Origin of the sequence: Allobosea sp. R86505, from assembly GCF_042466375.1 — a bacterium.
Classification (GTDB): domain Bacteria; phylum Pseudomonadota; class Alphaproteobacteria; order Rhizobiales; family Beijerinckiaceae; genus Allobosea.
In genome coordinates this window covers 4,301,294-4,322,179 of record NZ_JAXHPY010000001.1, presented here as the reverse complement: position 1 = coordinate 4,322,179, position 20,886 = coordinate 4,301,294, and the positions used below count along the sequence as shown (strand labels likewise).

Below are 20,886 nucleotides of genomic sequence, written 5' to 3'. Positions count from 1 at the left end.
GACGGCGCGGCGTCCGCCGCTTGTCCAGGATGACGGTGTGATTCGGGCGACCATTGGAATCGGCGCCCTCAGTCGCGCTTGCCGCCGGAGCGCGGCCCCTTGGCCCCGCCGCCGGGGCGGCCGCCACCCGGGCGCCCGCCACCGCCCGGCTTGCCGCCGAAGGGCCGGCCGCCACCCGGCTTGCCACCGGGCTTGCCGCCGAACGATTTGCCGCCACCGGGCTTGGCGCCGAAGGACTTGCCCCCGCTGCGCTCGCCGCTGCGGCCCGCGGGCCGCTCGCTGGAGTGCGCCGCATAGCTGCGCTTGGCGCCGCCCGGAGCGTCGTCGGAACGACGCGGCGGACGCTCGCCGCCCTCGCGCGGCGCCCTCTCGGGCCTGTCGCCGCGGGGCGCGCGGTCGGGCCGCTCGCCATAAGGCCTGTCGCCGCCGGCTCTCTCGGGCCTCGGCGCCCGCGCGGGCCGCTCCGTGCGCGGCCCGGCATCCTGCCAGGGCCGCTCCTGGGTGCGATCGCGCTCGCCGCCTTCGCTGCGGGGACGACGAGCCGGACGGTCGCTGCCGCTCGCGCGCTCCGGCGCACGGGGGCTGCGAGCCTCGGCGGCCGCCGCGCCGCGCTCGCTGCGCGGCAGCCGGTCGGGCCTGCGCTTGGGGTTGACGCCGTCGCGCGCCGGGCGTTCTGCACGCTCCTCGCGGGGCGGGGCGCCGACACGCTCAACCAGCACGCGCCGGCCCTTGGGATCGGCGATCGCCTTGTCGCGTCGGCGCACCACCTCGCCGCTGGCCTCGCGCGTCTGGCGCTCGGCCTTGGGGTCGGCGCCACGGCGCGGCGGGGCCTTGCGCTCGCGCTGCGGCTCGGCTTCGGCATCGCGCCAGACGGTGCGCTTCCAGGGCTTGTCGCTGCGATCGTCGAGCGAGGGCGTGCGCACGGCGTCGCTCTGCCAGCGCTCGGGCTTGCCGTCGCGCTCGCCACTCTCGCGCCGGCGCGGGCGGTCCTCGCCGCTGGGCGCAGCCTTGCTCACGGGCGGTCTCGGCGGGGCCGGCGGCAGCTCGTCGCGGCGCGGCGCCTCGAAATCGACGCCGGCCTTGGCCATCAGCTCCTCGCCGAGCTGGTCCTTGAGCACGCGCGAGCGGATCTCGTCGACCTCACCCTCGGGCAGGTCGGCGAGCTGGAACGGCCCGAACGAGACCCGGATCAGCCGGTTCACGTCGAGGCCGAGATGCTCGAGCACCGTCTTGACCTCGCGGTTTTTGCCCTCGCGCAGATCCACCGTCAGCCAGGTGTTGGAGCCCTGCTGGCGCTCGAACCGCGCCACCACGGGGCCGTAGGACACGCCCTCGATGGTGACGCCGTCGCGCAGCGTGTCGAGCTTGTCCTGCGTCACCGAGCCGAAGGCACGCACGCGGTAGCGCCGCAGCCAGCCGGTCTCCGGCAGTTCCAGCATCCGCGCCAGCCCGCCGTCATTGGTCAGCAGCAGCAGGCCCTCGGTGTTGATGTCGAGCCGCCCGATCGAGAGCACGCGCGGCAGATCCTCCGGCAGCGCGTCGAACACGGTCGGCCGGCCTTCGGGGTCGTGGTTGGTCGTCACCAGCCCGCGCGGCTTGTGGTAGAGCCACATCCGCGTGCGCTCGCGCGCCGGCAGCGGCTCGCCGTCGATCAGCACGACATCGTCGGGGCCGATATCCAGCGCCGGGCTGTCGATCACGCGACCGTTCACGCTGACGCGGCCTTCGAGGATGATCGCCTCGCTGTCGCGGCGTGAGGCGACGCCGGCGCGCGCCATCACCTTGGCGATGCGCTCGGGCTCCTGGATCAGCGAGGGCAAAAGCTTCGCCTCGGGCGCCGGAGCCTCCTCGCGGGCGGGCCGGGGACGGGCCGGGCCGTCGGAGCGGGGACGGTCGAAGCGGGGCTTGTCGGAGCGGGGTTTGTCGAAGCGCTTGGGCCCGGCGCCTGGTCCGCCGGCCCGCTCGCCACGGGGCGCAAAGCCCTCGCGCGGCGGGCGACTCGCGCTGCGCTCGCCATCGGGGCGGGCCCGGAACGGGCGCGCCGGGGCGTCCGCCCGCGCCGGGCGCTCGGCACTGTCGCTGCGGCCGCGGAACGGCTTGCGCTCGCCGCCGGCCGAGGCGCCGGCCCGCGGCCCCTTGCCACCGAAGCCGCCGCCATCGCGGCCGCCGCCGGACCCGCCGCCGCGTCCGCCGGTTCCGCCGCCCTTGCGCGGGCCCCGGCTTTTCTGATTGTTGTCGTCGCTCATGATGGCTCCTGAGCTTGCCGCGGCAAACGCGACGGGCGCGGTCGCAAACGCAGGCAGGCTCGAAAATTGAGGTATAGCCGGCGCTTGTAGCAGAGCGTCCCTGCGCCTGCGAGCGCCAAAACGGAGGTCCCATGCCGCAATTGCGCCCCGTCTCGGCGCCCGATCCGATGGCGCTCGCCTTCGACGAGGCGCGCGCCGCCGCCGCGCGTGGCGAGGTGCCGGTCGGCGCTGTCGTGACCCGCGACGGCGTCGTGCTCGCGCGCGCCGGCAACCGGACGCTGGAGCTGAAGGACCCGACGGCCCATGCCGAGATGCTGGCGCTGCGGCTCGCCTGCGAGGCGTTGGGCTCCGAGCGCCTGATCGGCTGCGATCTGCACGTCACGCTCGAGCCCTGCCCGATGTGCGCGGCGGCCATCTCCTTCGCCCGCATCCGACGGCTCTATTTCGGCGCGGGTGATCCCAAGGGCGGGGCGGTCGAGAACGGCGTCCGGCTCTATGCCAGCCCGACCTGCCACCATCAGCCGGAGGTCTATGGCGGCCTGCGCGAGAGCGAGGCGGCGGCGCTGCTGCGCGACTTCTTCAAGGGCCGCCGCTGATCTCCGGGGGGCCGGTTCAGCCAGCCAGAGGCTGCCGGGCGCCTTCGACGTGTCCGCGATCGGCCGGGACATCGGCCTTGGGCCGGGCGGCACCGTCGAGCTCCAGCGCGAGTGCGTCGACCGCGGCCAGCGCCTCGCGCCGTGCGGCTTCGCTCTCGGCGACCGGGACTTGTGCATAGAGCGCCCTTGCGAAGGCGGCGATCCGGGTCACGGCGCGATAGGTCGCGTCCTCCAGAGCGGAGGACATCGTGACGAAGCGCAGCACGTTCTCAAGATGTCTCTCGGCGGCGGGGCCGAGGGTCTTGGCATTCAGCGCGCCGGCCCTGAAGACCGCGCTTCGCAGGGTTTCGATCTCCGACGTCAGATAGTTCTGAACCTCGTCGGACATGCGCGCCTCCGCGACGGAACGTCTGTAAACAACCCCTTACCATGGGAAAGATCGCTGTTCCCGCCTCAACCGGCCGGGCGGTTAGCCGCCTGTCTACGCAACCCTGAAAATTCTCCCGGACGCGGCCGGCGGTGCTTCCGTCGCGAGCGGAACCATGGGGCTGTGGCGGGCGTGAGGAATGAGGATCGAGCGCTCCGAGAACCGTATAGCCGTCGAGGCCAGCGATCATTCCGAAAGGTTAGGATCTACGGGGGATCGTGAAGCAGAACACCTAAGGCAAGAGTGTCAGATCATCCGAATCGATCATGCCTTGCTTTTGCCTTGTCGGGCGTTTAGTGAAGCCTCCGAACCGCTCAGCCAGACCATGTAATGGTGGCTTGAGCCTTCCACTCTCCCCATCACGTCAGGTTAGTAATGCGTTGTATTGTTGTGGCCGTGATCTTCGCGGTCTCTGTGCCTGTTCTTGCGCGGGCCGACTCCGCGATCGAGCACGTTTCCTTCCAGCCACAGGTCAAGGGCCTGCGCTGCCTCAAGGCCGAAACCGTCGCGATGATCCGGGAACTGGTCGAGAAGATCGGCCCGATCCAGATCACCTCAACCTGTGGCGGGCGCCACGCCCGCAACTCCCAGCATTACCGGGGCAAGGCCATCGACTTCCGCCCCCTGGCGACGACACCGCGCAAGGCCGCCGCGGTCGCCAAGACCCTCGACGCCGTCGGCGGCGTCGGCTCCTACTCGAACGGACTGGTCCATGTCGATGTCGGCGACCGGCAGTTCGCCTGGTATGGGATCAAGCGCAGCAATCGCAGGCTCGCCTACAACACGCGCGGCCGTTGAGACCGGCGCGCGGCCGGGTTCATCCGGCCGCGCGCAGCACCAGATAACCGCCGAGCGCCAGAAGGCCGGCGAAGAAGCACAGCTTGAAGGTCGCTGCCGAGATGCGGGCGCGGACGGCGGTTCCGGCCGCCATCCCCGCGAGCGCCGGCAGCAGCGCCAGGCCCGACTGCAGCGCGACCCGAACATCGAGCACGCCGGCCCCCAGCAGTCCGACCGACAGCGCCAGTGTCGAGACCAGGAAGGACAGGCCGAGCGCCTGGACGAGTTCGTCCTTGTCGAGGCCCAGCGCCTGCAGATAGGGCACGGCCGGCAGCACGAAGACACCCGTCGCCGCCGTGGCGATACCGGTGGCGACGCCGACCAGCGGCCCCAGCCAACCCTCGAATCCGGCCGGCACGCGCAGCTTCGCCGCCTTCAGCCCGACCAGCGCATAGAGCACCAGCGCGATGCCGAGCCAGAGCGTGGCGGAGCCGTCCTTCTGCCGCTCGATCAGCCCCGCGCCCAGCCAGGTGCCGCCGCAGATGCCGGCCAGCATCGGCGACAACCGGACGATGCAGCGCCGAAGGCCGGGCCCCGTCGCGAGCTGCCAGCCATTGGTGACCAGGTTGGGCACGACCAGCAGCGCGGCCGCCTGGGCCGGCGCCATCACCACGCCCAGGATGCCGATCGCGATCGTCGGCAGGCCGAGCCCGATGACGCCCTTGACGAAGCCCGCGAGCAGGAAGGTCGCCGCGATGAAGAGGATGAGGCCGCTGTCGATCATGCGCCCTTGTCGCACTGCCGCCTTGCCTTGTCGCGGCGCGATGTTACGGCGAGCGCCGTAGCATTCGCGCTTGCCTGAGGACCTGGTCGGAGCATCATGCCCTGATGAACACGCGCGGCCCCTACCTCGCCGAGATCGCCAGCCTGATGGGGGATCCCGCGCGCGCCAACATGCTGCATGCGCTGATGGATGGCCGGGCGTTGACCGCCAAGGAACTGGCCTTTCTCGCGGGTGTCGCGCCCCAGACCGCGAGCGGCCATCTCGGCAAGCTGATGCAGGGCGGCCTGCTGGCCGTCGCCGTGCAGGGCCGCCATCGCTACCATCGTCTGGCCGGCCCCGAGGTCGCCCAGGCGCTGGAAGGATTGATGGTGCTCGCCGGCGCTGGCACAGGCGGGCGCCGCCTGCCGGCGCGCGTCGGCGCAGAGCTGAGTCAGGCGCGCACCTGCTACGACCATTTCGCCGGCCGGCTCGGCACCGCCATCCACGACGCGCTGGTGGCGGGCGGGCATCTCGCGGTCGCCGAGGGCGGCTATGGCCTGACGGCTTCGGGCGAGGCTGTCTTCGCCGCGCTCGGGATCGCCCGGCCGGCCAGGCCGCCGCGCCGCGCGCTGCTGCGCCCCTGCCTCGACTGGAGCGAGCGCAGGCCCCATCTCGCCGGGCATCTCGCCGCCGCCCTGGCCTGCCGCTGCTTCGAGACAGCCTGGGTCCTGCGCCGCAAGGACAGCCGCGCGGTGACGCTGACGCAGGCAGGCCGGGCGGCACTCGCCGCCGCCCTGCCGGGCTTCGTCTGCGACGCGCCGGAGCCGGTCAGCCGCGAGCGTCCAGAGCCTGTGCCAGCCTGCGCTTGACCTCGTCTTTCACCGGCTCCGTCGCGTCCAGGATTGCCTTCACCTTGAAGAAATCGAGCCCGCCGATGCCGTCGGCTCCGGCGCGGATCAGGATGTCAGGGGGCTGGCGCTCGATCATGCGCTGCACGATCGTCCGCGTCAGGATCTGGCTGACGCCGAGCATGGCCTCCAGCGGGCTTGGAACGCGGGTCTCGCTGACCGTGGCGGGCGCGCTGGTGTCGACCGCCATGACGATCCGGCCCGGCGCCATCAGCCGGTCATAGGGCAGCGGGTTGATCGCCCCGCCATCGATCAGCACGCGCCCCTCGATCACCACCGGCCGGATCAAGCCGGGAATGGCGAGCGATGCCGCGACCGCCGGCGTCAGCGGGCCGCGGCCGAGCGCGACCTCGGCATGGAGATGATAATCGGTCGCCGTCGCCAGGAAGGGCGTCTTCAGATTCTCGAAACGGTCCGGCACGGCGTCCGGCCAGAACAGGTCGAGCATCCGCTCGCCATCGATCAGGACGGGGTTGCCGAGCCCGCGCATCAGGTCGGTGAACTTGCCGACGCGGGCATCGAGCAGCCGCGCGATCACCTTGGCCCGGTCGCGGAAGGCCATGGTCACATGCTCGCGCAGCTCGCGGCCCGACAATCCGGCGGCATAGGCGGCGCCGATGATCGCGCCCATCGAGCAGCCGGCGATCAGGCCGGGCCGGACGCCGAGTTCGTCGAGCGCCTCCAGCACCGCGATATGGCTGAGGCCGCGTGCGCCGCCGGCCCCGAGCACGAGGGCGAGCTCGGGCTGGCCGGGCTGCGGCTGCGGCACCACGGCCCCTTCATGCGGCGTGATCTCGGGAGGGCGGGGCTGGCGGCGCGGCATCACCCGAATCTGGCCCTTCGCCCCGCTTCAGGCAATGGGTTGCGACAGGAAGGGCGCGAGCGCCGCCAGGGTCGCCTCCGGGTTCTCCTCGGGCAGGAAATGCCCGCTTTCGATCGCCTGTCCTTCCGCCTGGGGCGCGAAGGTCTCGCGCCAGATCTCGAGCGGGCTCGCGCCCTTCGCCGGGATGCCGGCCTCGCCCCACAGGATGAGCGTCGGGCAGAGGATGCGGGTACCCGCGGCGAGATCGACCCGGTCATGCTCGACATCGGTGGTCGCGCCGGCGCGATAGTCCTCGCAGGCGGCATGGATCCGGGCGGGGTCATTGAAGGACTCGCCATAGGCCTGCATCGCCAGCGGGTCGAACAGGTCGAGCGACTTCGCCCGCGTCCAGCTCGCGATCGTGTGGTCGAGCCAGCCCAGCGGATCGGCCTTGATCAGGTTCTCGGGCACCGGCTCCGGCTGGGCCAGGAAGGTCCAGTGATAGACCTGCATGGCGCGGCCGGCATTCATGCCGTCCCACATCGAAACCGTCGGCAGGATGTCGAGCAGTGCCAGCCTCTCGACACGGCCGGGATGGTCCAGCGCCAGGCGATAGGCGACGCGCGCCCCGCGGTCATGGCCGACGACGGAAAAGCGCAGATGCCCGAGCGCCTGCATCACCGCGACGATGTCCTCGCCCATGGCGCGCTTGGTGTAGGTCTCGCGTCCACCATCGCCATGCGGCGCCATCGACCAGCCATAGCCGCGCAGATCCGGGCAGACCACGGTGTGGGTTATCGCCAGCTCGCTGGCTATTTTGTGCCATTCGGCATGGGTCTGCGGAAAGCCATGGATCAGGACGACCGGCGGCCCCTCGCCGCCGACACGGGCGAAGATCTTGCCCACCGGCCCGCTGATCCAGCGGCCGGAGAAACCCGGGAAGAGGCTGTCGAGATTGCTCATGGGCGGGCTCCGGTCGCGGCAGCCGAGACGATGTCGGTGTGAATGAAATCGCTGCCCTTGTAGAGCAGCGGTGCCTTCAGCGATTTGGCGAGCGCGTAGGAGAAACAGTCACCGAGATTGAGGCTGGCCGGGTGGCGGCCCTTGCCGAAGCGAACGAAGGCCTCGGACGCAAGGCGGCCTTGCTCCAGATCCAGCACTGTGGGCCGGACCTTGAGGTCGTCGAAGAGGGCCTCCACTGCGTGCAGCGGCGTCGCGGCGCGTTTGCCGATCAGGACCATGACGCATTCAGTGAAGGTGACGGCAGAACAGTGACAGTCGGACGTCTCGGCCAGCACTCTTTGGAAAAGGACCGCCTCCGGCTCGCCAAAAGCGATCGCGATGATGGCCGAACTGTCGGCGACGATCACGCTGGCAGTCCATGTTCATCATAGCCGAGGATCTCATCGGCTGTCCGGTTATCCGTCACCGGATAGGAGCGAAGACGCGCCAACGTTTCCTCGAGCTTGACGAGATCGATGCGCGCTTCGCCACGCGGGAGCTCAGCCAGTTCGCGCTCCGCGGCGAAACGCACCGCGTCCTTGATCGTGCGCCCCGTGCGCGCCGCGAGTTCCCGGACGATGCGGTCCGTCTCGGCATCCTTGATCAGGATCGCCATCGAAGCCTCCGTATATATCGAGCCGCGCTCTGTATATATACGATTGCCCCGTGCTTGTCAGCCTTCGCGCTCGCGCTTCACCGCCTGCCAGCCGATGTCGCGGCGGCAGAAGCCCTCGGGCCAGTCGATCGCATCGATGCCGCGATAGGCGCGCGTCTGCGCCTCGCTCACCGTCTTGCCCAGCCCTACGACATTGAGCACGCGCCCGCCGCTGGCGACGATGCCGGTCACGCTCTGCTTCGTGCCGGCATGGAAGACGAGCACGTCGTCGAGCGCCGCCGCCTTGTCGATGCCCTTGATCACGCTCCCGGTCTCCGGCTGGCCCGGATAGCCGCGCGCGGCCAGCACCACCGTCAGCGCGACCTCGTCGGACCACCGCAGGGTGATCTGATCGAGCACGCCGTCGCAGGCGGCCAGCAGCGCCGGCACGATGTCGCTCTTCAGCCGCGGCATCAGCACCTCGCATTCGGGATCGCCGAAGCGGACATTGTATTCGATCAGCTTCGGGCCCTGCGCCGTGATCATCAGCCCGGCATAGAGAATCCCCTGAAAGGGCGAGCCCCGCTTGGTCATGCCCGCGAGCGTGGGCATGATGATGTCCGCCATGACCTGCGCTTCGAGAGCCTTTGTCATCACCGGGGCCGGCGAATAGGCGCCCATGCCGCCGGTGTTGGGGCCGGTGTCGCCATCGCCGACGCGCTTGTGGTCCTGCGCCGAGGCGAGCGGCAGGGCGTGCGTCCCGTCGCAGAGCGCGAAGAAGCTCGCCTCCTCGCCGATCATCCACTCCTCGATCACGACCTCGGCGCCGGCGGCGCCCAGCCCGCCACCGAACATCATGTCGATGGCCTCGTTCGCCTCGTCGAGCGTCTCCGCCATCACCACGCCCTTGCCGGCAGCCAGTCCATCGGCCTTGATCACGATCGGCGCGGCCTGGGACGCGACATAGGCCTTGGCGGAGGCTGCGTCCGCGAAGCGGCCGAAGCCGGCGGTCGGGATGCCGAACTGCGCGCAGAGCTCCTTGGTGAAAGCCTTCGAGCCTTCGAGCTGGGCTGCGGCCTTCGAGGGGCCGAAGACCTTGAGGCCGGCCGCTGCGAGATCGTCGGCGAGGCCGGCGACCAGCGGACCCTCGGGCCCGACGACGACGAAGGACACGCCCTGCAGCTTGCAGAAGGAGGCGACCGCCGCATGGTCGGCGATGTCGAGGACGACATTCTCGCCGCATTGCGCGGTGCCGGGGTTGCCGGGCGCGATGAAGAGCCGGTCGCAGAGCGGCGAGGCCGAAATCGCCCAGGCCAAAGCATGCTCGCGGCCGCCCGATCCGATCAGAAGAATCTTCATCGTCGTTTCAATCCGCGGGGCTCGGTGGGCCAAAGGGTCGGGTGGGCAATAGCCGCCGCGCGGCGCGACGGCAACGCTTCTGCGGCCGCTCCGGCGCCGCTATGGTCGCGCCATGGACAGCGAATCGCCCAAGCCCGTCGGCAACACGCCCGAATGGTCGGTCTCGGACCTCTCCGGCGCGCTCAAGCGCACGCTAGAGGACGCCTTCGGCTTCGTGCGCGTGCGCGGCGAAATCTCGGGCTATCGCGGCCCGGTCGGCTCGGGCCATGTCTATTTCTCGCTGAAGGACGCCAATGCCAAGATCGATGCGGTGATCTGGAAGGGCGTTTTCGGCCGGCTGAAGACGCGGCCGCAGGAAGGTCTGGAGGTCATCGCCACCGGCAAGATCACAACCTTCGCCGGCAAGTCGAGCTACCAGATCATCATCGACTCGCTCGAGCCGGCCGGCATCGGCGCGCTGATGGCGCTGCTCGAGGAGCGTCGCCGCAAGCTGGCGGCGGAAGGGCTGTTCTCGGAGGAGCGCAAGCAGCTCATCCCCTATCTGCCGCGCGTCATCGGCGTCGTCACCTCGCCGACCGGCGCCGTCATCCGCGACATCCTGCATCGGCTCGAGGATCGCTTTCCCCGCCATGTCCTGGTCTGGCCGGTGCGGGTGCAGGGCGAGACGAGCGCGGCCGAGGTCGCCGCCGCCATCGCCGGCTTCAATGCCTTGCCCGAGGGTGGGCGCATTCCGCGGCCCGACGTCATCATCGTCGCGCGCGGCGGCGGATCGCTCGAAGACCTGATGGGCTTCAACGAGGAGATCGTGGTGCGCGCCGCCGCCGCCTCGCTGATCCCACTGGTCTCCGCCGTCGGCCACGAGACCGACGTCACCCTGATCGACCATGCCGCCGACCTGCGTGCGCCCACGCCGACGGGCGCGGCCGAGAAGGTCGTGCCGGTGCGCGCCGAGCTGATGAGCCTCGTCGCCGATCTCGCGCGCCGCCAGGCCGGTGCGATACGCCGCCTCTCTGACCGTCGCCGCAGCGACCTGCGCGCGCTCGCCCGCGCCCTGCCGGGGCCGGAAGCCGTGCTGTCGGGGCCGCGCCAGCGGCTCGATCTCGCCTCGGCCCGGCTCGCCCCGGCGCTGGCGCGCAACGCCCGCGTCCACGAGCAGCAACTCGGGCTCGCCGCCCAGCGCCTTGCGCGCCAGTCGCCCCTGGCGCGGCTGGCGGCGCTCCGGGCCCGGCTCGAAGGCTATGGGCGCGTGCTGGCGCAGGCGCGTAACGCCGCGCTGTCCGCCGAGAGCCGACGCATCGCCGAGGGCCGGCGGAGGCTGGAAGAGCTCGAACAGCGCGCGGCAAAGGCCCTGGCCCGTGGCGTGACCCTGCGCGGCGAGCGGCTGCCGGCGCTGGAGACACGGCTGCAGCGGGCGTTCGCGCAGAGCCTGATGCGCCGTCGCGAGCGCTGGCGGTCGTCGGTGTCGCTGCTCGCTTCGCTTGGCCCTGAGGCGGTGCTGGCGCGCGGATACGCGCTGGTGCGCGACGAGGCTGGCGGTCTCATCCGCGATCCAGCGCGGCTGCGGCCGGGTCAGGCGCTCGGCGTCCAGGTTTTGGGGGGCCGGTTCGGCGTGGTCGTCGCAGGCGGCGGAGAGGTGCCGGCGCGATCGGCGAAGCCGGCGCGGCGCGAGACCGCCAAGCCCGGGCAGGGCGACCTGTTCTGAGGCTTGCCGGGATCAGGAGCCCTTCAGGAACGTCTTCACGCGCCTGATCGCATCCTCGCGTGCGGCGGGATGGGTGCCCACCATCGCCTTGCCGGTGCCGGTCGCGGAGAAGGCGATGTCGCTGCGCTCCTTCACCTCCAGCCGGGGGTGGTCGAAATCATGCAGGGCGCCCGGATAGACCACGAGGTCGACAGTTTCGCCGCGGCGGCGCGCGGCCTTCGCCAGGAAGTCGCAGGGGCCGGCCGGCGTCCAGTCGTCGGCGTCGCCCATCAGGATCATCACCGGCAGCCGCGCCATGAAGCTGGCGGAGTCCGATTGCGTTCGGCAGCCGGGATAGAAGGCGATCGCCCGGGTGAAATCGGGTCTTTCGTCGGCGGGCCGGCGATCCGTTCGAATAGCGGCCAGCACGGACGATCCGCCGCCCGACCAGCCCAGGAGGGAGACCTGGTCGGCCAGAACGTCGCGTCTCGACTGCAGCCAGTAGCGCGCGGCGGCGGCATCGGCGACGCGCTCGCGGCTGGCGCGGACCGTCAGTTCCTTCACGCCGCACTGCGAGCCCAGCCGACGCGAGCCGTAGCTGTCGGGCATCAGGACGACATAGCCTTCCGCCGCGAGGCGCTCACCCCAGTCGGAATGGCGCAGCGAGAGCTTGCCGTTCTCGCGGAACAGGCCGCCGCAGCCATGCAGGGCGACGACCGCCGGGAACGGCCCCGGCCCCTTCGGCCGGTAGAGTACGGCGTCGAGATCGCCGTCATAGCTCGGCAGGCGCACGCGCTCATAGCCGCCCGCGAGGGCGGCGCTGGTCAGCAGCGACAGGCCGGCCAGAGCGGCGGCGATGCGTGCGAGGCAAAGTGTCACGAGGCTGGACTTCGTCGGCGGGGGCGCTATCACGGATCGGGATTATCCCGGTATTGCCTCCGTGGATCAATGTTTTAGATAGATCGTCATGAACATCAGCGAACGCGCCCCGATACCGGGACCCGAAGCCGCCCTGGACTACGGCCATGGCGAGTTCCGCGTCGTGCGCCCCGGCGCCTTCGTCCGTTGCGCGGTGACGGGCGCGCCGATCCGCATCGAGGATCTGCGCTACTGGTCGGTGGACTGGCAGGAGGCCTATGCCTCGCCCGAGGCGGTTCAGCTAAGGCTGCGCCGGGCCGGGCGGGGCTGAGGGCACGGCCGCGGCACCCGCCACGAGCGCGGCCATCAACTCAGGCTCGTCGAGGACGAGCCTGACGGGCACGCAGAGCAGGCGCCCGCGCTCGGAATCCGGCCAGAGCGGTGCGAGCTTGACCATGTCCTTCTCGGTCGTCGCGACCAGGCTGTCGTAGAGGGTCGCTTCCGCGACGATCGCGGCGACGTCGTCCGCCGTATAGGAATGGTGGTCGCCATAAGCGCGCTCGGCCACGATCCGCGCGCCCGCCTCCCGCAAGGTCGCCGCGAACTTCTCCGGCCTGCCGATGCCCGACACGGCCAGCACGGGTTGCCCGCTCAGCCGGGCGCTCACGTCCGCCGCGGGTTCCAGCCGCGCGGTCAGGCACGTGATCCCGCGCCGGCCCGCCGCCGCGGCGACGGCCTCGCCCGCCGCTCCCGGCCCGATGACGAGCACCGTGTCGATCTCGCCGAGCTGCGCTTCGAGCGGCGCACGCAGCGGCCCCGCCGGCAGGCACAGACTATTGCCCACCCCGGATGCGCCGTCCACCACCGCGAGTCTCAGCCGCTTGGTCAACGCCGGATTCTGCAGGCCGTCATCCATCACGATGACGCTGGCGCCCAGCGCCCGGGCGAGGCTCGCCCCGGCGACGCGGTCCCGCGCCACCACGGTGCGGGCATGGCGTGCCATCAGCAGCGGCTCGTCGCCGACGGCGCGCGCCGCATGGTGTTGCGGATGGACCTCGACCGGCCCGCGCAGCGAGCCGCCATAGCCGCGCATCAGGACGAACGGCGTCTCGCCGCGCTGCGCCAGCATGTCGGCGAGCGCGATGGCGGTCGGCGTCTTGCCGGCACCGCCGGCGACGAAGTTGCCGACGCAGATGACGGGCACCCCGCAATCGGCGCCCGGCCGCCGCATCCGCCGCAGCGTGATCGCGCCATAGACCCATCCGATCGGGGAGAGCAGCCAGGCGAGCAGGCCGGGCGGCCGCCACCAGAAGGCGGGCGCCCGCATCAGGCGGCGCCGTCGCGCTGGCCGAGCGCCATCCGCATCAGCAGGGGCTCGAGCGCCTGGATCGTGCGGTTGAGGGCACCGCCGAGTTCGGCGCTGGTCTGGGCGGCGGCGCGCGCGGCCTGGCGCGCGCTGGCGGGGTCGCTCAGCCAGCGATGCACCGCTCCGGCCAGCCCCTGCGCGTCGCCGACCTCGCGCGCTCCGCCGCCCGCGTCGAAGGCGGCGAAGATGTCGGAATTATTGTGGACGAAGGGGCCGTGCAGCAGCGCGCAGCCGAGCTTGGCCGGCTCGATCGGATTATGCCCGCCGATCATCGGCACCAGCGAGCCGCCGAGATAGGCCACCTGCGAGAGCCGGTAGAACAGGCCGAGTTCGTTGACGGTATCGGCGATGTAGAGCTCGGCCTCGCGCTCCGGCATCTGGCCGGCGGCGCGCCGCGCGAGGGCGATGCCGTTGGCCTCGGCCAGTGCCTCGATCTCGACGCCGCGCTGCGGGTGGCGCGGCGCGATGATGGTCAGCAGATTCGGCAGATAGGGCTTGATCCCGAGATGGGCGGCGATGACCTGCTCTTCCTCGCCCGGATGCGTGCTGGCGGCGACCCAGACCGGCCGCCCCGTCGTCAGCCCGTCGAGGATCGCCAGCGTGTCGGCGTCGGCGGGCGGGGCCGGCACGTCGAACTTGAGGTTGCCGGCGACGCTGACGCGCGGCGCCCCGAGTTGCGCCAGCCGCTCGGCGTCCCCCTGCGACTGGGCGAGGCAGGATTCGAAGCAGGAGAGCAGGAAGCGCGACGTCCGCGGCGCCTTGTACCAGCGCGCGAAGGAGCGCTCGGACATGCGGGCATTGACCAGGACGAGCGGCACCTCGCGCCGACGCGCCTCGACCAGGAGATTGGGCCAGATCTCGGATTCGCAGATCAGCCCGAGCGAAGGCCGCCAGTAGTCGAGGAAACGGCGCATGTAGCGGGGAACGTCGAGCGGCAGATACTGGTGGATCACGCCGGCCGGCAGCCGTGCCGCCAGAAGCTTCGCCGAGGTGACGGTGCCGGACGTCACGAGCACGGTCAGCCCGCGCTTCTGCAGCCGTGCGACGAGCGGCAGCAGCGTCACCGTCTCGCCGACGCTGGCGCCGTGGAGCCAGACCAGCGGCCGGTCGGGCCGCCGCACGCCGGGATAGCCCCGTCGCTCGGCGAGCCGCGTTGGATCCTCCTTGCCGCGGCGGCGACGCCAGAGCAGCAGCCCCGCCGCCGCCGGCTCGAGCAGGCCGGTCAACAGCCGGTAGCCGGAGAGGATCGCGCCCTTGCCGCTCATGGCGCTGTTCCTGGCGCCGCGCCTTCAGTGGCGAGTCGCGCCTGACGCAGCCCGGCACCGGGGTCCTGCGCGCCGACCAGCGCATAGGCGCGGGCATGGACCGCGTCGAGGCCGGCTTCCAGCGCCAGCCGCGCCAACTCGCAAGTGGCCTCGTCGGCCTCGCGCGCGACATGGATCGCCTCTCCCACGACGATCGCGCCGTGGCCGAAGGGCAGGCCGATCGAGGCCCGGTCCCAGCTCTTGAAGTCGATACGGCGGCTCGTCACCACCGCGATCGGGTGCAGCGGCCGCCCGGAGGCCCGCGCGAGCTGGATGATGCCGGGCCCGACGATGCGGGCGCGCTTGGGGATGTCGGCGGTCAGCACCATGGTCTCGCCGGCCTTCAGCCGCTTCAGCATGGCGAGGAAGGCGCTGGCGCCGCCCTTCTCGCGGATCTTCTTGCCGAGCGCGCCCGAGCCGCGGATCGCGCCGATGCCGAGCTGGCGCAGCGCGACCGCGTTGAAGCCACCATCGCCATGGCGCGAGACCAGCGAGCAGGCCGGCATCCAGTCCGGGCGCGAGAACGGGATCATGATGTGCTGGCCGTGCCACATCGCGATGATCAGCGGCAGTTCCGGGCGCACGCGCTCATAGATGTCCGCCGGCTCGACGACGAAGCGGTTGGTGCGCTGCACGAGGCGCAGATACCCGGCCAGCATCCGGCCGAGCGCTTCCTGCGCCACGCGCGTCTTGAGAATCGAAAAGCCCATGAAGCTGGCGTCGAACCCTTCAGGTGTCGGGGTCGAGCAGGCGGTGCAGATGCACGATGAAATAGCGCGTCTGCGCCTGGTCGACGGTCGCCTGGGCCTTGGCCTTCCAGGCGGTATGGGCGCTCGCATAGTTCGGGAACACGCCGACGACGTCGAGCTTGGAGAGGTCCTTGAAGGTCACGCCTTCGAGGGAGCTGAGCTCCCCGCCGAAGACGAGGTGAAGAAGCTGTTTCTGTTCCGGTTCGGCCGCCATCGATCCCTCCAACCCATGCTGTTGCCTGCGCGAACAGCGCGGCATCAGTTAAGCCATCCCGGTCCCCGGCGCGAGTGCCGAACGCCGTCGGACGACGCAGTCGCCGCTGCAAAACGCGCAAAAAGATGTCAGAGGCGCTGGGACTGTGTGTCGCGCATCCGCTGCATCGCCGAGAGCAGCGGCTCCGACAGATCCTCTCCGCTCGCGACCAGCACACCATGGACAGGCGTGGGGCGGTTGTAGACCACCGTCTCGCCGCCGCCGCCGCTCATCCGGCCGCCCGCTTCGCGCAGGATCAGATCGGCCGCGGCGAGGTCCCAGTCGCGCGCATCCGCCGAGATCAGGCCGGCGTCGATCGAGCCGTCCGCGATCCGCGCGAGCCGGAGCGCGAGCGAGGGAATCTTGTCGACCGGCTCGAAGGGCTCGATTCGCGCCAGCGCGTCGAGCATCGGCTTGGGGCCGGCGATCCGGGCCGTGCCGAGGCTGCCGAGCCGCGAGGTGGCGATGGCGGCGCCGTTCTTCTGCGCTCCGCCGCCGCGCAGCGTCGTATAGGTCGCCGCACTCGCCGGTGCGTGCACTACGCCCAGCACCGGCTCGCCCTCGTCGAGCAGGGCGACGCAGACCGCCCAGTCCGGCGAGCCGCTCATATAGGCGCGCGTGCCGTCGATCGGATCGACGACCCAGACGAAGCGGCGCGACAGCCGCAGCGCGTCGTCCACCGTCTCCTCGGACAGCCAGGCGGCCTCCGGCAGCAGCACGGAGAGCCGGATGCGCAGGAAAGTGTCGACGCCGATATCGGCCTCGGTGACGGGAGAGCCACCGCTCTTGGACCAGGTCCGGGCGGCGGTCTTGGCGCCGGGGCGGAAGAGATCGGTCGCGATGGCGCCCGCCTCCAGGCAGCTTTCGCGCACGGCCCTGAGCAGATCCGGTGCGATGGGTAGCGGGGGCGTGCTCATGCGCGATCCCTACGGAGGGCAGCGGCGCGCTTCAAGGAAAAATGCGCCCGCGGCCCGAAAGACTCCGTCAATCATCATGCAGGAAACAGACCATCCAGAGGCCCCGAAAGGCCCGAACACGCTCCTTTAACCCAACCGCTTAAGCGCTCGGAGACGCCTGAGACGCAATCTCAACCTGCAAGCACGAGAGCCCCGGACTTCACAGAGGGCTCCGTAGCAGCAGGGATTACAGAGAGGCGTCAAATCCATGGCCAGAGTCACGCCGGCCGCCGGGGAGTTCGGCTTCATGCCGCAGCTTCCCGGCAGCGCGACCGACCCGACGATCGTTCCCCGCAACCCGATGCCGGCTCAGCCGGACGGTCCGCGCATCGAGCGGATCGGCTCCGTCCGCATCCTGCGCGGCGCGGCCGGATGGCGCGGCGTTTCGCTGCGGCTGGCCCATGCCACGGGCGACGACCAGCTGTTCCAGCTCGCCCTGACGGCGGGCGACGGCCGCTCGATCACGGTGGCAACCGTGGACGAAGCCGATGCCGTGGCGCTCTGGCGCGACTGCGGCCGCGCCAGCGGCATGACGCTGCTGCTCGAAACCAGCGACGGCCAGATCTCGGAGCCCTTTCCGCAGATCGGCCCACTCGCGCTCGGCCCGATCCGCGTCAGGCGCCGGCATTCCTTCCTGAACGGGCGCCGGCCGCGCTTCCTCGTGCGCCGCAAGCCCGGGCGACTGCCGGAGCGACCGCTCGTGTTCGGCGGCGGCGTCTTCGCCGATCCGGCGCGCTGAGGTCGCCGGCGTCAGCCGACCTTGTCGAGGTTCCACGGCCTGCGCGGGTCGATCCTGGCCTCGCGCAAAAAGTCGAAGGTGCCGCATTTGAACTGCTGGAACGTGAGCCCGGCAAAGCCGCCTGGCCATTGCCTTTGAACATAGTCCACGCTCCGGAACACAACCTTGCAGATGTGGTCGCCATGGCTTGAGCGCTTGCTCTGGTCGATCGCGACGGAGACGCCCGGCAGCGTTCGCCCACCCGGATGGACGGCCATGGCGGTGGCCGGCGTCTCGGGTCTGAAATATTCTGGCCTGAGCTGGTGCGGCGGTCGCGTCAGCCATTGCGACAGCATATAGACGAAACGGTCCGTCGCCGGCTGGCTCGTCGTGTAGATCACGATCAACTCGGGCCGGCGCCATGCTCCGGCTTCTGTGTTGCGCTTCATGCTGTGGATCGCATCGTTCAGCGTCGGCGCTGCCGCCAGCAGCCGCTCGAAGACGATGCGGATGAAGTTCGGGTGAATGTTGAGGTAGATCTTCTTGTACGGATCGTCCCGCGACATGCGGGGGTTCCCGTAGCGCATCGTCGTCGCGGCGTCGGGGCCGATGACCGGAAACTGGTCCCCGTCCTCTGAGCCGGGCGCATAGACCTTTGTGTAGACATCGTCGGCGCTGGCGATCTGGCCGTCGCGGCCATGGTAGTAGACGGCACGCAGGAAATTGACCAAACCCTCTGGGATCGCGAGCGGGCTGCCCCACTCCTGGCAGGCCTCTGCATTCCAGACGGGATTGGCGCGTCCGGGGCCGGGTCGACCTGGGCAGAATTCTGCGAAGCAATGCGACATGGCTGGCAAGCCCCCGATATGAGGCAGTATCGCGGCGGCGCTCGGCGGCGGCAACCCGTCCCCGGGTCGTGTCGAGAAGATCGCATGCGGCCGCGCTCGGCGCTGTTCCACGCAGCAGCGCGCGCCGCCGTCAGAGCCCCGACAGGCCCGCGATGTGCTACGATAGACCGTCCAGCGCGAAGCCCGCCGCCAGGAGCAGGCCGGCATGCCAGTTCGAACGGAACAGCGAAAGCGCGACCGGAGCGCTCGCCCCCTTGAGCTTCGACACCTGCCAGGCGAGATGGCCCGCGAAGGCGGCAAGCCCGGCATAGGCGATCGGGCCGCCGCCGGCACTCCAGGCGGCTGAACCGGCCAGCAGGACCGCCAGCGCAAAGCACAATGCGATCGCCTCTCGGCCATGCGCGCCGAAATAGCGCGCGCTCGATTTGATGCCGGCGATGACGTCGTCCTCGATGTCCTGCATCGCGTAGATCGTGTCGTAGCCGACGGTCCAGACGACCGCGGCCGCATAGATCAGGAAGGCTGGCGCATCGAGCCGCCCGAACACGGCGCTCCAGCCGAGCAGCCCGCCCCAGGAGAAGGCCAGCCCCAGTACGAACTGGGGCATGTTCGTGATCCGCTTCATGAACGGGTAGATCGCGACGATTGCCAGCGAGGCGATGCCGGCGGCGATGGTGAAGCGGTTGAACTGCAGCAGCACCGAAAGCCCGACGAAGGACAGCCCCACCATGAACAGTGCGGCGGCCTTGGGCGTGACCTGGCCCGAGGGCAGGGGGCGTCCGCGCGTCCGCGCCACCTGCGCGTCGAGTTTGCGGTCGACGATGTCGTTGAAGGTGCAGCCCGCGCCGCGCATCACGACCGCACCGATCAGGAAGAGCAGGCAATGCCAGAGGTTCGGGAAGGGCGCTCCCGAGGCGATCGCAGCCAGGCCGGCCGACCACCAGCACGGCAGCAGCAGAAGCTGCCAGCCGATCGGCCGCTCGATTCGGGCGAGCTTGAGAAAGGGCCGCAGCCGACGCGGTGCGCGCGTATCGACCCAGTGCCCGGTCAGGGCATCGGGCAGGGGTGCGTCCGGGGACGGCGTCTCAGGGGGCGTGATGGGTTGCCCAGGCGCCGGAACCGACATGGCGAACGCAGGCCGGGCTCAGAGCGCGCCCTGCGGAATGCGCATGCCGCCGCCGGTGATCGCGTCGCCCCCGGCGAAGGGGTTGCCGGAGCCCTGCGCCTGCTGCTGGGCGCGACGCATCATCTCGGCCTGCTGCTTTACCGCGTTGCAGGCCTGGGTGCGGACAGTCGCCGCCTTCTGGTTGTCGGCCTTCATGCCCTCGATGAAGGAGGGCGGAATCTGGCACCAGTCCTGGTTGTCCGTGGCGAACTTGACCGTGGTCGCGCCGTTGCTGACCAGCTTGGTCATCGTGCTGCAGGCCTGCTGCGGGGTGAGCTTGCGCTTGGATTTCTGCGCGGCGTTGAGCGACGTGATGAGCGTCTGGCGCTCCTGTAGCAGCGTCTGCATCTTCTCGCAGCCCGAGGCCTGGGCGCGGGCGGGCGCGGCATCGATGAGCGCCGCCGCCGCGAGGCCCATGGTCGCGATCAATCCGGAAGCCATCCTGCGCCGCATCTCGTTTCCGCTCCACATCCTGCGCGGGCGACAAGCCCTCGCGGTTTCCTTAACAGCAAGCCCGTGTTAGCGCCAAGGTCCTTTGCGCCCCGTGCCGGCACGGGGCCCTCGCCACGCATTCGTGCCGATACTCCGCGAATGTGGCGGTTTTGGCGTGGGTGCGGCCGGTTCGGCAGCCGCGAGGGGCCAGGACGCCTGTTGCGACGAAAGCGCTCGAACCGATGCCGATTCCCGATTTCGCCCGCCACAGGCTGTTTCTGGAGCCTGCGCTCGCAGACGGTGCCCGCCTTCCGCTCGAGCGCGAGCAGGCCAACTATCTGCTCTCCGTCCTGCGCATGAAACAGGACGACACCGTGCTCGTCTTCAACGGTCGCGACGGCGAGTGGCTGGCCGCGATCACGGTCGAGGGGCGCAAGCAGGCGAGCCTCACCCTCGTCAGGCAGACCCGGCCGCAGCCGCCGACGCCGGACCTGCACTATCTCTTCGCCCCGCTGAAACATGCACGGCTCGACTACATGGCGCAGAAGGCCGTCGAGATGGGCGCCGGCGTGATCCAGCCCGTGCTGACCCGCCGGACGCAGGTGTCGCGGCTCAATCTCGATCGCATGCGCGCCAACGCGGTCGAGGCCGCCGAGCAATGCGGCATCCTCAGCCTTCCCGAGATCCGGGCCGAGTGCCCGCTCGAAGCCGCGCTGCAGGCGCTCGAGCCGGAACGGCTGCTGGTCTTCTGCGACGAGGCGATGGCGCAGGCGAGCCCTGTGGCGGCCTTGGCGCAGGCGAAGCCCGGCCCGCTCGCCGTGCTGATCGGCCCGGAGGGTGGCTTCGACGAGAGCGAGCGGCAACGCATCCTGGCGCGGCCCGGTACGTTGCCGATCTCGCTCGGCCCGCGCATCCTGCGCGCCGATACCGCGGCGGTCGCCGCGCTCGCGCTGGTGCAGGCCATTCGGGGCGACTGGCCGCGCTGATACCGGAACGGTCGCCCGCGTCCTGCGTTCGGTCGGAGCGGGGGACGCATTCTCGACTCAATCGGGGGCAGTCTGGCGCGCCGGTCTTGCCGCTG

24 protein-coding genes are annotated in these 20,886 nt (G+C 70.6%); 7 read left to right on the top strand and 17 right to left on the bottom strand.

The features are described from left to right. Positions 1 to 68: 68 nt before the first annotated feature. Complete coding sequence (locus SJY11_RS20915; protein ID WP_376988662.1) at positions 69 to 2,246, bottom strand: pseudouridine synthase; 2,178 nt, start codon at positions 2,244 to 2,246, stop codon at positions 69 to 71. 131 nt (positions 2,247 to 2,377) lie between these two features. Between SJY11_RS20915 and SJY11_RS20910 the strand changes: the two genes are divergently transcribed. Beyond that, positions 2,378 to 2,842, top strand: coding sequence for a nucleoside deaminase (locus SJY11_RS20910; protein WP_376988661.1), 465 nt, complete (start codon positions 2,378 to 2,380; stop codon positions 2,840 to 2,842). Positions 2,843 to 2,858: 16 nt separating this feature from the next. On the opposite strand, the gene SJY11_RS20905 is transcribed toward SJY11_RS20910, so the two are convergent. Next, on the bottom strand, positions 2,859 to 3,230 hold the full coding sequence (locus tag SJY11_RS20905; RefSeq protein WP_376988660.1) for a hypothetical protein: 372 nt from the start codon (positions 3,228 to 3,230) through the stop codon (positions 2,859 to 2,861). A gap of 414 nt (positions 3,231 to 3,644) precedes the next feature. Here SJY11_RS20905 and SJY11_RS20900 point away from each other — a divergent pair, with 414 nt between their 5' ends. Continuing rightward, a complete protein-coding gene (locus tag SJY11_RS20900; RefSeq protein WP_376988659.1) occupies positions 3,645 to 4,067 on the top strand; it encodes a peptidoglycan L,D-endopeptidase MepK in 423 nt (140 codons plus the stop codon). A 19-nt stretch (positions 4,068 to 4,086) separates the two neighbouring features. Here SJY11_RS20900 and SJY11_RS20895 read toward each other — a convergent pair whose 3' ends face one another. After that, on the bottom strand, positions 4,087 to 4,830 hold the full coding sequence (locus SJY11_RS20895) for a sulfite exporter TauE/SafE family protein (protein WP_376988658.1): 744 nt from the start codon (positions 4,828 to 4,830) through the stop codon (positions 4,087 to 4,089). Positions 4,831 to 4,934: 104 nt separating this feature from the next. Here SJY11_RS20895 and SJY11_RS20890 point away from each other — a divergent pair, with 104 nt between their 5' ends. Further along, the gene (locus tag SJY11_RS20890) at positions 4,935 to 5,678 is read left to right on the top strand and encodes an ArsR/SmtB family transcription factor (RefSeq protein WP_376988657.1); all 744 of its coding nucleotides are present in this window, start codon (positions 4,935 to 4,937) and stop codon (positions 5,676 to 5,678) included. On the opposite strand, the gene SJY11_RS20885 is transcribed toward SJY11_RS20890, so the two are convergent. The 5 genes from SJY11_RS20885 to purD are packed head-to-tail and all read right to left on the bottom strand — an operon-like array spanning position 5,638 to position 9,475. After that, positions 5,638 to 6,540: a patatin-like phospholipase family protein gene (locus SJY11_RS20885; protein WP_376988656.1), complete on the bottom strand. Its 903-nt coding sequence runs from the start codon at positions 6,538 to 6,540 to the stop codon at positions 5,638 to 5,640. The genes SJY11_RS20890 and SJY11_RS20885 overlap by 41 nt on opposite strands. Before the next feature lie 27 nt (positions 6,541 to 6,567). Then, on the bottom strand, positions 6,568 to 7,482 hold the full coding sequence (locus SJY11_RS20880) for an alpha/beta fold hydrolase (RefSeq protein ID WP_376988655.1): 915 nt from the start codon (positions 7,480 to 7,482) through the stop codon (positions 6,568 to 6,570). Continuing rightward, complete coding sequence (locus tag SJY11_RS20875; protein ID WP_376988654.1) at positions 7,479 to 7,889, bottom strand: type II toxin-antitoxin system VapC family toxin; 411 nt, start codon at positions 7,887 to 7,889, stop codon at positions 7,479 to 7,481. Before SJY11_RS20875 ends, SJY11_RS20880 begins: the two co-directional genes overlap by 4 nt. Continuing rightward, positions 7,886 to 8,137, bottom strand: coding sequence for a type II toxin-antitoxin system VapB family antitoxin (locus tag SJY11_RS20870; RefSeq protein WP_376988653.1), 252 nt, complete (start codon positions 8,135 to 8,137; stop codon positions 7,886 to 7,888). Before SJY11_RS20870 ends, SJY11_RS20875 begins: the two co-directional genes overlap by 4 nt. A gap of 57 nt (positions 8,138 to 8,194) precedes the next feature. Further along, entirely contained in the window at positions 8,195 to 9,475 is a 1,281-nt protein-coding gene (gene purD, locus SJY11_RS20865) for a phosphoribosylamine--glycine ligase (protein ID WP_376988652.1), read from the bottom strand. A gap of 112 nt (positions 9,476 to 9,587) precedes the next feature. Between purD and xseA the strand changes: the two genes are divergently transcribed. Beyond that, a complete protein-coding gene (gene xseA, locus SJY11_RS20860; RefSeq protein ID WP_376988651.1) occupies positions 9,588 to 11,177 on the top strand; it encodes an exodeoxyribonuclease VII large subunit in 1,590 nt (529 codons plus the stop codon). A 12-nt stretch (positions 11,178 to 11,189) separates the two neighbouring features. On the opposite strand, the gene SJY11_RS20855 is transcribed toward xseA, so the two are convergent. Further along, positions 11,190 to 12,068, bottom strand: coding sequence for a dienelactone hydrolase family protein (locus tag SJY11_RS20855; protein ID WP_376988650.1), 879 nt, complete (start codon positions 12,066 to 12,068; stop codon positions 11,190 to 11,192). A 55-nt stretch (positions 12,069 to 12,123) separates the two neighbouring features. Between SJY11_RS20855 and SJY11_RS20850 the strand changes: the two genes are divergently transcribed. Further along, entirely contained in the window at positions 12,124 to 12,345 is a 222-nt protein-coding gene (locus SJY11_RS20850; RefSeq protein WP_305691277.1) for a DUF2093 domain-containing protein, read from the top strand. Here SJY11_RS20850 and lpxK read toward each other — a convergent pair. From lpxK to SJY11_RS20825, 5 genes are all read right to left on the bottom strand, one after another. Continuing rightward, positions 12,316 to 13,341 (bottom strand): tetraacyldisaccharide 4'-kinase, encoded by a 1,026-nt coding sequence (gene lpxK, locus SJY11_RS20845; RefSeq protein ID WP_376988649.1) that lies wholly within the window; start codon positions 13,339 to 13,341, stop codon positions 12,316 to 12,318. The genes SJY11_RS20850 and lpxK overlap by 30 nt on opposite strands. Next, a complete protein-coding gene (locus SJY11_RS20840; RefSeq protein ID WP_376988648.1) occupies positions 13,341 to 14,645 on the bottom strand; it encodes a 3-deoxy-D-manno-octulosonic acid transferase in 1,305 nt (434 codons plus the stop codon). Before SJY11_RS20840 ends, lpxK begins: the two co-directional genes overlap by 1 nt. After that, entirely contained in the window at positions 14,642 to 15,394 is a 753-nt protein-coding gene (locus SJY11_RS20835; RefSeq protein ID WP_376988647.1) for a lysophospholipid acyltransferase family protein, read from the bottom strand. The genes SJY11_RS20840 and SJY11_RS20835 overlap by 4 nt, the downstream gene beginning before the upstream one ends. 19 nt (positions 15,395 to 15,413) lie before the next feature. Beyond that, complete coding sequence (locus tag SJY11_RS20830) at positions 15,414 to 15,647, bottom strand: DUF4170 domain-containing protein (protein WP_069054220.1); 234 nt, start codon at positions 15,645 to 15,647, stop codon at positions 15,414 to 15,416. A gap of 128 nt (positions 15,648 to 15,775) precedes the next feature. Beyond that, positions 15,776 to 16,603, bottom strand: a complete 828-nt coding sequence (locus SJY11_RS20825; RefSeq protein WP_376988646.1) for a 3'(2'),5'-bisphosphate nucleotidase CysQ — start codon at positions 16,601 to 16,603, stop codon at positions 15,776 to 15,778. A 247-nt stretch (positions 16,604 to 16,850) separates the two neighbouring features. On the opposite strand from SJY11_RS20825, the gene SJY11_RS20820 reads away from it, so the two are divergent. Further along, positions 16,851 to 17,381: a DUF6101 family protein gene (locus tag SJY11_RS20820; protein WP_376988645.1), complete on the top strand. Its 531-nt coding sequence runs from the start codon at positions 16,851 to 16,853 to the stop codon at positions 17,379 to 17,381. 11 nt (positions 17,382 to 17,392) lie between these two features. On the opposite strand, the gene SJY11_RS20815 is transcribed toward SJY11_RS20820, so the two are convergent. Genes SJY11_RS20815 through SJY11_RS20805 form a run of 3 tightly spaced genes read right to left on the bottom strand, consistent with a single transcriptional unit; the run spans position 17,393 to position 19,814 of the window. Further along, positions 17,393 to 18,415 (bottom strand): hypothetical protein, encoded by a 1,023-nt coding sequence (locus tag SJY11_RS20815; protein ID WP_376988644.1) that lies wholly within the window; start codon positions 18,413 to 18,415, stop codon positions 17,393 to 17,395. Next, complete coding sequence (gene ubiA, locus SJY11_RS20810; RefSeq protein ID WP_376988642.1) at positions 18,366 to 19,334, bottom strand: 4-hydroxybenzoate octaprenyltransferase; 969 nt, start codon at positions 19,332 to 19,334, stop codon at positions 18,366 to 18,368. Before ubiA ends, SJY11_RS20815 begins: the two co-directional genes overlap by 50 nt. Positions 19,335 to 19,352: 18 nt before the next feature. Beyond that, on the bottom strand, positions 19,353 to 19,814 hold the full coding sequence (locus SJY11_RS20805) for a hypothetical protein (RefSeq protein ID WP_376988641.1): 462 nt from the start codon (positions 19,812 to 19,814) through the stop codon (positions 19,353 to 19,355). A gap of 233 nt (positions 19,815 to 20,047) precedes the next feature. Between SJY11_RS20805 and SJY11_RS20800 the strand changes: the two genes are divergently transcribed. Further along, entirely contained in the window at positions 20,048 to 20,791 is a 744-nt protein-coding gene (locus tag SJY11_RS20800; RefSeq protein ID WP_376988640.1) for a 16S rRNA (uracil(1498)-N(3))-methyltransferase, read from the top strand. Positions 20,792 to 20,886: the final 95 nt, after the last annotated feature.

Bases quoted from the DNA above. Each gene is read 5' to 3' on its own strand.
- SJY11_RS20915 (WP_376988662.1), bottom strand. From the start codon at position 2,246: ATGAGCGACGACAACAATCAGAAAAGCCGGGGCCCGCGCAAGGGCGGC.
- SJY11_RS20910 (WP_376988661.1), top strand. From the start codon at position 2,378: ATGCCGCAATTGCGCCCCGTCTCGGCGCCCGATCCGATGGCGCTCGCC.
- SJY11_RS20905 (WP_376988660.1), bottom strand. From the start codon at position 3,230: ATGTCCGACGAGGTTCAGAACTATCTGACGTCGGAGATCGAAACCCTG.
- SJY11_RS20900 (WP_376988659.1), top strand. From the start codon at position 3,645: ATGCGTTGTATTGTTGTGGCCGTGATCTTCGCGGTCTCTGTGCCTGTT.
- SJY11_RS20895 (WP_376988658.1), bottom strand. From the start codon at position 4,830: ATGATCGACAGCGGCCTCATCCTCTTCATCGCGGCGACCTTCCTGCTC.
- SJY11_RS20890 (WP_376988657.1), top strand. From the start codon at position 4,935: ATGAACACGCGCGGCCCCTACCTCGCCGAGATCGCCAGCCTGATGGGG.
- SJY11_RS20885 (WP_376988656.1), bottom strand. From the start codon at position 6,540: ATGCCGCGCCGCCAGCCCCGCCCTCCCGAGATCACGCCGCATGAAGGG.
- SJY11_RS20880 (WP_376988655.1), bottom strand. From the start codon at position 7,482: ATGAGCAATCTCGACAGCCTCTTCCCGGGTTTCTCCGGCCGCTGGATC.
- SJY11_RS20870 (WP_376988653.1), bottom strand. From the start codon at position 8,137: ATGGCGATCCTGATCAAGGATGCCGAGACGGACCGCATCGTCCGGGAA.
- purD (WP_376988652.1), bottom strand. From the start codon at position 9,475: ATGAAGATTCTTCTGATCGGATCGGGCGGCCGCGAGCATGCTTTGGCC.
- xseA (WP_376988651.1), top strand. From the start codon at position 9,588: ATGGACAGCGAATCGCCCAAGCCCGTCGGCAACACGCCCGAATGGTCG.
- SJY11_RS20850 (WP_305691277.1), top strand. From the start codon at position 12,124: ATGAACATCAGCGAACGCGCCCCGATACCGGGACCCGAAGCCGCCCTG.
- lpxK (WP_376988649.1), bottom strand. From the start codon at position 13,341: ATGCGGGCGCCCGCCTTCTGGTGGCGGCCGCCCGGCCTGCTCGCCTGG.
- SJY11_RS20840 (WP_376988648.1), bottom strand. From the start codon at position 14,645: ATGAGCGGCAAGGGCGCGATCCTCTCCGGCTACCGGCTGTTGACCGGC.
- SJY11_RS20835 (WP_376988647.1), bottom strand. From the start codon at position 15,394: ATGGGCTTTTCGATTCTCAAGACGCGCGTGGCGCAGGAAGCGCTCGGC.
- SJY11_RS20830 (WP_069054220.1), bottom strand. From the start codon at position 15,647: ATGGCGGCCGAACCGGAACAGAAACAGCTTCTTCACCTCGTCTTCGGC.
- SJY11_RS20825 (WP_376988646.1), bottom strand. From the start codon at position 16,603: ATGAGCACGCCCCCGCTACCCATCGCACCGGATCTGCTCAGGGCCGTG.
- SJY11_RS20820 (WP_376988645.1), top strand. From the start codon at position 16,851: ATGGCCAGAGTCACGCCGGCCGCCGGGGAGTTCGGCTTCATGCCGCAG.
- SJY11_RS20815 (WP_376988644.1), bottom strand. From the start codon at position 18,415: ATGCCGGCCTGCTCCTGGCGGCGGGCTTCGCGCTGGACGGTCTATCGT.
- ubiA (WP_376988642.1), bottom strand. From the start codon at position 19,334: ATGTCGGTTCCGGCGCCTGGGCAACCCATCACGCCCCCTGAGACGCCG.
- SJY11_RS20805 (WP_376988641.1), bottom strand. From the start codon at position 19,814: ATGGCTTCCGGATTGATCGCGACCATGGGCCTCGCGGCGGCGGCGCTC.
- SJY11_RS20800 (WP_376988640.1), top strand. From the start codon at position 20,048: ATGCCGATTCCCGATTTCGCCCGCCACAGGCTGTTTCTGGAGCCTGCG.